The organism is uncultured Nostoc sp., from assembly GCF_964245445.1.
Taxonomy (GTDB): Bacteria; Cyanobacteriota; Cyanobacteriia; order Cyanobacteriales; family Nostocaceae; genus Nostoc.
The window spans coordinates 42,510-53,313 of the sequence record NZ_CAXTNE010000018.1 but is presented as its reverse complement, the minus strand read 5'-3'; the positions used below and the strand labels follow the sequence as shown (position 1 = coordinate 53,313).

General features: G+C 41.4%; 12 protein-coding genes. 11 read left to right on the top strand and 1 reads right to left on the bottom strand.

Going from position 1 to position 10,804, the window contains the following annotated elements:
- Window positions 1-75: 75 nt before the first annotated feature.
- From ACFE90_RS05345 to ACFE90_RS05310, 8 genes are all read left to right on the top strand, one after another.
- Window positions 76-1,236 carry an aminotransferase class V-fold PLP-dependent enzyme gene (locus ACFE90_RS05345; RefSeq protein WP_375498425.1) on the top strand — a complete coding sequence of 387 codons (1,161 nt, stop codon included), beginning with the start codon at window positions 76-78 and terminating at the stop codon, window positions 1,234-1,236.
- 371 nt (window positions 1,237-1,607) lie between these two features.
- The gene (locus ACFE90_RS05340; RefSeq protein WP_375498423.1) at window positions 1,608-2,120 is read left to right on the top strand and encodes an AAA family ATPase; all 513 of its coding nucleotides are present in this window, start codon (window positions 1,608-1,610) and stop codon (window positions 2,118-2,120) included.
- Window positions 2,121-2,141: 21 nt separating this feature from the next.
- Window positions 2,142-3,224 (top strand): glycosyl transferase, encoded by a 1,083-nt coding sequence (locus tag ACFE90_RS05335; protein WP_375498421.1) that lies wholly within the window; start codon window positions 2,142-2,144, stop codon window positions 3,222-3,224.
- A 140-nt stretch (window positions 3,225-3,364) separates the two neighbouring features.
- Window positions 3,365-3,778, top strand: coding sequence for a secondary thiamine-phosphate synthase enzyme YjbQ (locus tag ACFE90_RS05330; protein ID WP_375498419.1), 414 nt, complete (start codon window positions 3,365-3,367; stop codon window positions 3,776-3,778).
- A 277-nt stretch (window positions 3,779-4,055) separates the two neighbouring features.
- Entirely contained in the window at window positions 4,056-4,805 is a 750-nt protein-coding gene (locus ACFE90_RS05325) for a hypothetical protein (protein ID WP_375498417.1), read from the top strand.
- 39 nt (window positions 4,806-4,844) lie between these two features.
- The gene (locus ACFE90_RS05320; RefSeq protein WP_375498415.1) at window positions 4,845-5,633 is read left to right on the top strand and encodes a Nif3-like dinuclear metal center hexameric protein; all 789 of its coding nucleotides are present in this window, start codon (window positions 4,845-4,847) and stop codon (window positions 5,631-5,633) included.
- 269 nt (window positions 5,634-5,902) lie between these two features.
- A complete protein-coding gene (locus tag ACFE90_RS05315) occupies window positions 5,903-6,121 on the top strand; it encodes a hypothetical protein (protein WP_375498413.1) in 219 nt (72 codons plus the stop codon).
- Between the two features lie 614 nt (window positions 6,122-6,735).
- Window positions 6,736-7,047 (top strand): DUF6679 family protein, encoded by a 312-nt coding sequence (locus ACFE90_RS05310; protein WP_012408115.1) that lies wholly within the window; start codon window positions 6,736-6,738, stop codon window positions 7,045-7,047.
- A gap of 84 nt (window positions 7,048-7,131) precedes the next feature.
- Here the strand turns inward: ACFE90_RS05310 and ACFE90_RS05305 are convergent, their stop codons facing one another.
- On the bottom strand, window positions 7,132-8,799 hold the full coding sequence (locus ACFE90_RS05305) for an MBL fold metallo-hydrolase (RefSeq protein ID WP_375498411.1): 1,668 nt from the start codon (window positions 8,797-8,799) through the stop codon (window positions 7,132-7,134).
- A gap of 844 nt (window positions 8,800-9,643) precedes the next feature.
- On the opposite strand from ACFE90_RS05305, the gene ACFE90_RS05300 reads away from it, so the two are divergent.
- From ACFE90_RS05300 to rpsR, 3 genes are read left to right on the top strand one after another with little or no spacing between them, the layout of a single operon-like run.
- Window positions 9,644-10,201 (top strand): RDD family protein, encoded by a 558-nt coding sequence (locus ACFE90_RS05300; RefSeq protein WP_375498409.1) that lies wholly within the window; start codon window positions 9,644-9,646, stop codon window positions 10,199-10,201.
- Window positions 10,202-10,244: 43 nt separating this feature from the next.
- Window positions 10,245-10,439, top strand: coding sequence for a 50S ribosomal protein L33 (gene rpmG / locus ACFE90_RS05295; RefSeq protein WP_094333178.1), 195 nt, complete (start codon window positions 10,245-10,247; stop codon window positions 10,437-10,439).
- Between the two features lie 2 nt (window positions 10,440-10,441).
- Window positions 10,442-10,657, top strand: coding sequence for a 30S ribosomal protein S18 (rpsR, locus tag ACFE90_RS05290; protein WP_012411240.1), 216 nt, complete (start codon window positions 10,442-10,444; stop codon window positions 10,655-10,657).
- The last annotated feature ends 147 nt before the right edge of the window (window positions 10,658-10,804 follow it).

Genomic DNA, 10,804 nt, shown 5'->3' with positions numbered 1-10,804 from the left:
ACTTTTGACTAATCCAAAATCTACAAACTAAAATCAAAAAAAGGTAACACCAGTACTTCTGCCACACAAACCAGGTTGCATAGCCATCGAGAGCAATTTCCAGCTTTGGGGAATAAGACTTATTTCAATTATGGGGGACAAGGGCCGATGCCCCAAAGGGCAATGGATGCGATCGCTCAAACTCAAGCTTATGTTCAGCAAATAGGCCCCTTTGGTAATGAGGCGTATCGCTGGATAGCCCCCCAGACTCAAGCTGCTAGAGTTGCGATCGCTTCAGAGTTACATGCACCAAGCGAAACAATTACTCTTACGCAGAATGTCACTGTTGGCTGTAATATCGCCATGTGGGGTATTGAGTGGCGTGCTGGCGACCATATACTGCTCTCAGACTGCGAACACCCAGGCGTGATTGCCACAACCCAGGAAATCGCGCGGAGATTCGCGGTGGAAGTTACCACCTGTCCCCTAAAGGCAACTTTAAATGAGGGCGACCCTGTAAAAGTTATTGCCCAGCACTTACGCTCCAATACCCGTCTTGTAATATTAAGCCATGTTTTCTGGAATACTGGTCAAGTTTTACCTCTTGATAAAATTGCCGAAGTATGCAGAAACAATCATTCTTTTTTACTGATAGATGCTGCCCAATCTGCTGGTTTGTTGCCTTTAAACTTAACTGAATTGGGAGTAGATTTTTATGCTTTCACTGGTCACAAATGGTTATGTGGCCCTGCGGGTGCTGGTGGCTTGTATGTCCGACCAGAAGCACGAGAAAGCCTGAAACCTACGTTTATTGGTTTGAATGGCATTGTTGTGGATAGTCAATCTCAGCCTGTGGATTGGCTTCCAGATGGGCGACGATATGAAGTGTCTACATTAGCTTATCCGTTGTATGTTGGGTTACGGGAGGCGATCGCAATCCATCAGCAATGGGGAACCTCACAGGAACGTTACGAGCAAATTTGCCAAAACAGTGACTACCTTTGGCGACAATTGACGGCGTTACCCGATATTAAATGTTTGCGAACTTCCCCACCCGAAAGCGGTATCGTCTCGTTCCAACTCATAAATAATCAGCCCCAAGCTAATCTCAAATTAGTGCAATTTTTAGATTCACAAAAGATATTAACTCGGACAATTGCCGATCCTAGCTGTATACGTGTTACCGTCCATTACTTTACTTTAGAATCGGAAATCGACCAATTGCTTGAGGCGATTCAAAGTTTTTGCAAAATGTAGGCTAAGTACAGCTTTGCGTGAAATCATAGCGTTTTTAATGCAAAGGGACGCATTGGCATTGTCAATCGATGCATTGGCATTGCCAGTCGATGTGTTGGCATTGTCAGCCGATGCATTGGCATTGCCAAATTTAATTCGTTACGAATTAATGAAATGCTGTACTAAGTAGGCTGTGCTGTAACGCACTTTTACTAGTGCGTTATGCTAGGGACTTCCAAGAAATAAATTATCCAATTTCACTGAGTCAAAATGATTTTCTCTCCCCCTGCTTCCTGCTCACTGGCCCCCTGCCCTCAAAGCGATGGGATATTTTTTTATCTGGAAGTCCCCTATCTCAAGCTAAAAGGCTGTGCTTAACTCTGCTGAACTAAATGAAAACCCTTTATTTACTTTGTGGCTTGGCGTTTTCCGGTAAAAGTACCTTGGCTAAAGCAATAGTCAATTACCTAAACTGTGCATCTGTAAGTCTGGATGATATCAATAAAGAGCGAGGACTTGGTTTTGGTGGAGATGGTATTTCCGTTGAAAAGTGGGAAAATACTCACCAGATCGCAATTGGTATTTTGGATAATTTAATGCAGCTAGAAGAAGACATCGTTCTTGATGATACAAACTGTTTTCGTTGGTTGCGTGACAGATTTAGAGAGGTCGCCAAACGACATAATTATGAAACCAAAGTAATTTACCTCGATGTTCCGCTAGAGGAAATTTACATAAGAATGCAAATGAATGAACAGACTAAAAAACGTCAAGGAATCAAAAAGGAAATTTTCGCCGAACTAATGCAAAATTTTCAGCCTCCTGAAGTAGATGAAAATATTTTGCTATTCCAGAATGAATGCACTATCAAAGATTGGCTAGAACTCAATTGTATGATCCAATAATTCATAATTTTTAACATTAAAATGGAACGCCCAATTTTATACTTAGCCATAACTAACCACGGTTTTGGTCATGCTACCCGCATTGCTTCTGTAGCTGCGACAATTCAAAAATTATGTCCAGAAGTTCTGCTAATTCTGGTAACTACTGCCCCACGCTGGTTGCTAGAGTGTTACATAGAAGGCGATTTTATCTATCGTCCCCGTGCATTTGATTTGGGTGTGGTGCAAACCGATAGTTTGACAATGGATAAAGTAGCGACTTTAGAAAAGTTGCTCGACATTAAAAAACATCAAAATTCGCTGATTGCCTCAGAAGTGAATTTTATCCGCCAAAATCGCGTTAATCTCATCTTGGCAGACATTCCCTTCCTGGCTCCTGGGTTTGCTAAAGGTGCAAATATTCCCTGCTGGATGATGAGTAACTTTGGCTGGGACTTTATCTACCGAGATTGGGGAGGCGAATTTACCGCAGTTGCAGATTGGATTAGTGATTGGTACTCAAAGTGCGATCGCCTGTTTCGTCTCCCCTTCCATGAATCGATGCAGGCTTTTAACAATATCACAGATGTCGGCTTAACAGGCGGTTCCCCCCGTCACTCTGCTGATGATTTACGTTCTCTTTGGAGAATAACTACACCAATCGAAAAAACTATTTTGTTAACCTTTGGCGGCTTGGGTTTACAACAAATTCCCTACGATAACCTGCGGCGATTCCCAGATTGGCAATTTATCGTCTTTGATCAATCTGCTCCTGATTTACCTAATTTAGTGAAAATTGATGACCGCAAATACCGCCCTGTAGATTTTATGACTATTTGTGGACGAGTGGTTTCTAAGCCTGGTTACAGCACTTTTGCTGAAGCCACATTACTAGGAGTACCTATCGTTACCATCCCGCGTGAGGACTTTGCCGAAGCAACTTTTATAGTAGAAGGCATAAGTAATTATAACCAGCATCAAATCATCACCCCACCTGATTTTTTTCAAGGAACTTGGGATTTTCTAGATGAGTTACCTCAACCACCAAAACAATCTCAAGCAATTGCTAAAGATGGTAATGAAGCGATCGCTAAAGCTATTATCAATTATTTTCGCAGTAATTAAACTTTACTCAATTTACAACGTTGAATAAGCTGCTAGCTTTCCTATGGGAAGGTTATAGCCGTTTTCAATTACGTAAAATATAGTAGGGGCACACATTTGTGCTACCAAAGGTTATTAGTCAATAATTAATCAAATTACAGATGACTCACTACCAAAAGCTACTAAAAATTTCCACCACTGGTAAATCTTTTTACAATATCACTGCAAAAATTGAAGCCATAGTTGCAGAATCGGGAGTTGAAACTGGTCTTTGTACTTTATTTTTACGCCACACTTCAGCCAGTTTAGTTATCCAAGAAAATGCCGATCCCGATGTCCTTATGGATTTAGCTAACTTTATGGCAAAACTCGTCCCAGAATCGGGAAGATATATTCACGATGCAGAAGGCCCCGATGATATGCCGGCACACATTCGTACCGCACTCACCCACACTTCTGAACATATCCCCATTAATCATGGTCATTTAGTACTGGGAACTTGGCAAGGAATTTATATTTGGGAACATCGCCAACGCAGTCATTTAAGAGAATTGGTTATCCATATTTCTGGATAGCCGATTCTCAAGTTTTATTTAAAATGGAGTTCTGTAGAGTTTAAATACTCTGGTTATCCCGCTTACCCTTTGGCTATAATCTCATAAACTCGCGGTGATATACATGAAATAAATTTCGCCGCGATCGTTTTGTTATGAAAATTAATCAGATACACGCCAAATAATTCGTGTCAATTTGTAAATTAAAAAGTAAAGTTTATTTGTGTTTATTTAGATACCTACTTATTTCGATATAAACTAATATTTATTGCAAGCTGTCTGGGCTATTTCAATTACTATGAAGCAAGAACTGACACCAACTCATACTTTCCAATTTATTGATGAAATCCTTGCCCAACAGTCTATTAACCTCTTATCACTTAATCCTAAAAAAACATTAATTACCAGTTTCGCAGAATTGGAAAATTTAATTACTGAACAAAAAACTGATATTGAACTCCTTATAACCCTTCAAGAAACTCTCGAAAGCATAGTCTGTACTCAGTTGCAAAACTTTCCAGAAAACATATTCTGGGATTTTGATTTTCTGGTAAGCAGTATGCTAAGGCAGGCTTTAGTAGCAGATGAAGGTGCTATAGCTTTTTTAAAATATTTTGGTGAAAAGATGGTTTCTCTTACAGAAATGTTCGGAAATAAAACGGAAATGCGCTTTCGTTACGTTCACGATTTTATGTATGGGTTTGAGTGGGCAAGATGGGTACAAAAAGAGCCACAAAAACGCGCACACATAGAGCCTTTTAGTCCGGTTTTTTTTGATTATTTGCTCGTCAAAGGAAATGAACTTTTACAACGGATTAATCACGGACAAATCACATCTTATAAACTATGTGACACAGGCTACCGTAATCCCTTCACTTTTTCTCGTGAACCAGAAGATGAATATTGTCTGTTAACTTGTCTTGCCCAAGAAGAACTTATCCCAGTAGCAATGTGGAACTGGAATGCTAGCCCTGTCTGGAACAAACCTTTTCAAGAAATGCGCCAGCAATTAGCATTAAAATTAAATATTCAACCACAGAAACACTGATTAGCAATTAAAATTAAAAATTGCTGAAGAAATATAGTTATGAAAATTGCTGACTTAATTACTTGGTTTGAAGCATGGGCAAATCCCGCTTGGTGTGAAAGCTGGGATAATTGCGGCTGGCAGATTGAACCAGGAGTGTTGCAGGAAAAAGCACGGGTTTTGGTATGTTTGACACCGACTTTGGTAGTAATGCAGGAAGCGATCGCTCTGAATGCTAATCTGATATTTGCTCATCATCCCTTGATTTTTACTCCTCCCAAATCTTTACGCACTGGTGAAGCGATCGCAGAAATGGTACGGTTATCTTTTACCAACAATATTGGTATTTACACTGCCCATACCAATTTCGACCAAGTGCAGGATGGTACTGCTGACGTTTTAGCTCAAATTTTAGAACTAAAAGAAGTTATTCCTATACAACCTACACAAGCAGGGTTAGGATATGGTCGTATTGGTTTGCTAGAGCCATTTCTAACATTACAGGAATTACTCGCAGCCATTCAAGAGCGACTTGCTCCCCCTAATTTGATTTTTTCTCCAAGTGCTGATTTACAGCAAACAATTTCACGAGTTGCTGTTTTGGGTGGTTCGGGGGCTAGTTACATTTCATCTGTTGCCAAAAGTGGTGCTCAAGCTTATTTGACTTCTGACTGTAAGTTTCATCAGTTTCAAGAAAGCCGCGATCGCAATCTCATTCTAATCGATGCCGGACATTACGCTACCGAACGTCCGGCTTGCGATCGCTTAGTGCAAAAATTCCAGTCCTTAAATTTAGACTGGGTGCAATTAAGCCAAAAGGATGAAGATTTCCGCCAGTTTTTTGCTTGATTGCTTATATTTCACTAAAATTTCCCTATCTTTTCATATTGTCAAATTATACGCCATTCCAGTACTGATACTAAAGTTTTTTGTAACCATTATCTGCGTATATAAATAGATAAATGCACCCAAATTTCATATTGTAACCCATTAATGTGATCTAAATCACTAACTAGGTGTAATGATAATCACATGATATTCATGTTCCATATCAATTAAGATCAGAGCTAAATGTTCCACACTTGAGGTAACAATTTGTTTACTCTGTCCTAACCAAGATGATTCGCACACTCATTGAATCTGCTTTCCAAACTGGATATCTTAGTGTTGAATCTGAGGGATTACTCCATCAAGTGCTTGTCACTAAATGCTGGAAGGAAGAGGATTTGTCAGCCCTCGCAGCCCTATACGATGCAGTTCGGGCAGGTAAAATTAAACGAGAAGCCTCCTCATCGAACGTGCTGATAGAATTTCCGCTACCATATAAATCTTGCTGATACTCCAAAATAAGCGGAGGGTAATTTTCCCATGTTTCCCCTTATCCCCCTATTTCCTTTGCCTCTGAAGCTTCTCACCTCTACTCCGTTGCTTTTTAATTAGCTATCATCAGTCAAAAACCTTCAAAAATCAAAACTATTTAGGTGTTATTGTTGAAAACCATCAAGGTCAGCAAGAGAATGAGTTAAGATCATATACACATGGGTAAAAGTAAAACCAAGTCCCCGGACTTCCCAGCAATGCCAATGATTATAAGTAGGCAAGTTAAACAACCGCAATCAACGATTGGTTTTGAGTATTCTTTATTACATAATAGTAACAAGGACTCACCAGCAAATATGAGCCTGGTTAAGACAGGTTCCGAATTGTTTGACTTCGATGAAGCAGACATTGACTAAAATGAGCCGGAGGGAGATTGAGTTCATTGCTGCAAGCATTGATTTCTGACCCAAAATTTCCCAATATTTGACAACTACATGCAAGTTTTGGGATTAGGTGATGAAGCGTACTTGTTCTGAACGGTGAAATTAACCTCTTAAAGGTGTAATGTAATTGGGTAGAACCCAGATTTTGACAGGTTTAACTACGTTGTTTAAAAAGGCAGAAACAGTACATGCTACACCGCAAGATTTATCAACTCTGTTGCGATGGGCGCGAGGTATGTGTTTTCTTGCGGGACCAGCAACGCTGGATTGAACGCGCCCGCATCATCGACATAGAGGGAGATTTAGTGACTCTACGCTATGAAACAGAAGAAGAGGACGAAGTTTGTTCTTGGGAAGAAATGGTTCGCCTCGAGAGCATTGGTGCTGTAACGCAAAAGCTGGCTTCAGTACCACGCGGTAATGTGGAACCTTTGATGACTGAAGATTGTCCCGAAGCCGAGCGCATCCACAACCGTTACACTGACTCGAATCCAGAATAATTAGTCATTAGTTAATAGTCAGTAGTCATTAGTCATTTGTCATTTGTCATTAATTAAAAATGACCAAGGGCACCGGATTGATGACTATTGGCTCTCATTCAAACCTTCAAAAGCAGGACAGTAACCTTCTAGAGTTACTTTAAAGTTATACAATGGGGAAGCTGGATTCCAACATCGCTGCCCCCTTTGATGTCGGCAAGTACCGCAACAGTCTACATCTGTCCATGTATAGCGATCGCTATTTTGATTGAGCAGTTCTCGTTGAGACAATCCTCTCAATACTAGTTCTTCTCCTTGCCAACGAGCTTCGATTAAACCAGTATCGGCAAATTGCCGCCAACGAGGATCAGTCGTAATCACATCGGCTAGAGTGATTGTGATTACTGTTCCCAACTCTGTCAGTTCGCCTTCGTAATTAGTTTCTGGTGCTGCCGGTTGTAAAAATGTATCGCCGATAGGCAATTCTACTAAAATGTCAGCCGCCGGAGAATGGATATGGTAGCGGTTTTGCAACTCCTCTAAGCTAGTCAAGTCTGCCAAGTAGGCAGGAGAACCGTGAATAAAAATGACGTGCTGGGGTCGCAAATTATGAATTAGCTGCGTAGTACCAGACCCATCACTATGTTGAGCCAAGAGATAAGTTTCAACAGTCGTAGGTGCTAAATATTCTTTATTAACTTTTATATCAATTTTTTCTGGTAGCAGGATCAGCCAAGGGCCAGTGTCTAGTTGGCAGTACTTACCCAAATCATCTGTAGAGTCGGTAAGGACAATACAAGGTGATTTACCCACAGTGGGACGATGTTCTGCTTGTAAACGACGCACGCGGGGACGCACTCGTTCATCCCAAAACAAAGGTTGATGGCGGGCGAAGTTCTGTACAGATGGGGGAAGGTGGGGAAGCAGTTCTAAGTAGGCATCACACCCAGTAGCGACAGCACCATCTACCCAGATATCTAAATCTCGTCCGGTAAAGTGGTGATGAGAGCGTAAGAGCATTAATAATTCTTGACCCAATCCTAAAGCAGGAGTGGGAAGGATCACAGAACAATGGTCAGTGATCGCGCGATTAATTCGTTCTGCTAGTTGATTTTCTTGGTTGCGGCGGTGAGGATGACGGGATGTGCCATAACTGCCTTCAATAATTAGCACATCCAAATCTAATCCTCGCAGTTCCTCTAAACGCAAACCTTCTACCAACCGGGAGTTTGACAGGAAAAAATCTCCTGTATACAGTAGCTTATAAGTACGCTGCTTAGTGGTGTAGGTAAGGAGAATTGCCACTGCCCCTGGTAGATGCCCTGCGGGAAATAATTCTGCTACCAAACCATCTTGGAATTCCACAGGCGATCGCAACGGCAAGGCATGACAAAATTCGGAAATCTTCTCAGGATCTTGGTCTAGCCAATTCAACGGCAGTAACTTGCTGGTTACTTCGCTACCATAAATAGGTAATTTTGGAAAAGTTTTATGAAGTGCCAGTAAGCCTCTGGCGTGGTCTGGGTGGGCGTGACTAATCAAAACGAAATCTGCTGGTGAGGGCGAAACAACTCCCCGTACCGATTTAGTAAGCCCCTTCGCCAATGATGAAATATCCTCCAAACCACAATCCAATAGGATGCGGTGTGGACCCATTTTCACTAATAAACACACGCCCTCATCGTAATGCTGGACACTATAGGGGAAACATTCTAATTCAGTACCCCCTTCCGCAGCATCTACGCGAGAGGATGCCGACAGATTATCTCTCATGCTCTCCTCCCCTCAAACCTCATCATCATGGACATATCCCAAAAGCCAAAAATTACACAAATTTTGGTTTTGTGACTTAGGGGTAAGTTTTATCGTGCGCCCCTACACCCTGAGAATACAGATTTTTGATTGGGGAGGACGCCTCCACTGAACCCGCACTGGTTCAGAAAGGTGGATTAACGAGAAGCCAAGCCATCAAATTACTAGCTCAAGGATGCCTCTTGTTTATTTTCCCTTTGCAAGTTCTGAATGCTCTTAACCAACTCACCCTACGGTAAGTCGCCCAAGCATTTACAGATTTATCTCAATGTGCAGAGCCATTGCCGTGATAGTTATCTGAATCATAGAATCCATTTTTCGTGCCAAAAAATAAGCACGAAAGCGTAAAGATAACTGTCAATCCAGCTAGAATCAGCTTTACATCCATTTTTTTGCTGCCCCTTACTTAAAGACTTTCCTATATTAATTTAGTGCTTCCGCAATCAAACGTAATCACTAGAAAATCTTTACTATGCTTATGTGGATTGGGCAATAGGTAAATTTACCGCAATCAGTCAGATTGTAGAACCTTTCGGTTCACCTGTCTATTGATCTAGATGTAAACCAATATGACACCAGGAGCAATCCTCTACACCCTCCAAAAATACCCAGTAGTTAGGATTGACCCACTGTTCAAAGAAGCTTTTGAGGCTCTTTAGATACAAACGTTTAATAATTTACTAAACTTTACTAAAAACGCTCTCTTCACCCAAAACTAGTCTAAACACGAAACCCAAGTCATCACCTTAATATTAAAAACAGAAGCAATTATTTCCCAACCCCTAAATAAAAATACCTGTGTTGTATGACTATCGAACGACTTCCCCAAAAACACTATCCGAAGGCTGAAATTGGGCGGCGAGGTATGGCATTGGGGCTTGATTTCCTTGGTGTCTGGTTAGTCAGTTCCCTACTGGGAGGGGGCGATATCGGGATTCAATTTGTGCAAATCCTAGTTTTTGTGATACTTTGGCTAATTTTGCGGGTGCTGGTGGTATACAACAATCAAGGGCAAAGTTTAGGGCGTTGGGCGTTCGATTTAAAGGTGTTGGAAGTTGAAGATGGGGAAGTAGTGGGCAGAATTCCAGATTTGCTTTCACTGGTGAAACGAGAGGCGATCGTCGGCTTAGGTGCCCTTTTAGTATCAATTGCCCTGAGCAATATTAGAGCCAATCCCACTGCTATACTGCTAGTACTTCCCCTAGCAATTGATTGTGGGACTGCCTTATCTGATGCCCAGATGCGGCAGGCTTTACACGATCGCTATTGCGGAACTTTCATAGTTTCGTCGCGTCGTGGCTACTCGCTCGATATAAAAGTTAAAAGATTAGTTGAAAATATGCGGCGGAATGTGAGAAGATAGTCATTTGTGTTAATTCTCTTCAGGCTTCACTGTTTGTAAGATTATGGCTAAGAGTAAAGGTGCCCGCATTATTGTGACACTAGAGTGTACCGAGTGTCGGACAAATTCAGACAAGCGTTCTGCTGGTGTTTCACGTTATACCAGCACCAAGAATCGCCGCAACACCACTAATCGGCTAGAACTGAAAAAGTTCTGCACCCACTGCAACAAACATACCGTTCATAAGGAAATTAAGTAGAGATGAGTTATTTCCGTCGTCGCCTTTCTCCGATCAAGCCAGGAGAACCAATCGATTATAAAGATGTTGATTTACTGCGTAAGTTTGTCACCGAGCGGGGTAAAATATTGCCACGTCGGATTACTGGGCTTACATCTCAGCAACAACGAGAGTTGACATTAGCAATTAAACGTTCGCGGATTGTGGCTTTGTTGCCATTTATCAATGCAGAAGGCTAAAAAGAGGAGAGACGCGATTAATCGCGTCTGTACTAAAGGAGAGACGTGATTAATCGCGTCTGTGCAGGAGTTAAGAATCAAAACTCCTAACTCCTAACTCCTAACTTAAAACTATTTAAACTGTTCACCAAATTAAAGTGCGAGAGT

Coding starts and splice junctions, on each gene's coding strand:
- ACFE90_RS05330 (WP_375498419.1), top strand. CDS start 3,365: ATGACTCACTACCAAAAGCTACTAAAAATTTCCACCACTGGTAAATCT.
- ACFE90_RS05300 (WP_375498409.1), top strand. CDS start 9,644: ATGACTATCGAACGACTTCCCCAAAAACACTATCCGAAGGCTGAAATT.
- ACFE90_RS05305 (WP_375498411.1), bottom strand. CDS start 8,799: ATGAGAGATAATCTGTCGGCATCCTCTCGCGTAGATGCTGCGGAAGGG.
- ACFE90_RS05315 (WP_375498413.1), top strand. CDS start 5,903: ATGATTCGCACACTCATTGAATCTGCTTTCCAAACTGGATATCTTAGT.
- ACFE90_RS05335 (WP_375498421.1), top strand. CDS start 2,142: ATGGAACGCCCAATTTTATACTTAGCCATAACTAACCACGGTTTTGGT.
- rpsR (WP_012411240.1), top strand. CDS start 10,442: ATGAGTTATTTCCGTCGTCGCCTTTCTCCGATCAAGCCAGGAGAACCA.
- rpmG (WP_094333178.1), top strand. CDS start 10,245: ATGGCTAAGAGTAAAGGTGCCCGCATTATTGTGACACTAGAGTGTACC.
- ACFE90_RS05340 (WP_375498423.1), top strand. CDS start 1,608: ATGAAAACCCTTTATTTACTTTGTGGCTTGGCGTTTTCCGGTAAAAGT.
- ACFE90_RS05310 (WP_012408115.1), top strand. CDS start 6,736: ATGCTACACCGCAAGATTTATCAACTCTGTTGCGATGGGCGCGAGGTA.
- ACFE90_RS05325 (WP_375498417.1), top strand. CDS start 4,056: ATGAAGCAAGAACTGACACCAACTCATACTTTCCAATTTATTGATGAA.
- ACFE90_RS05320 (WP_375498415.1), top strand. CDS start 4,845: ATGAAAATTGCTGACTTAATTACTTGGTTTGAAGCATGGGCAAATCCC.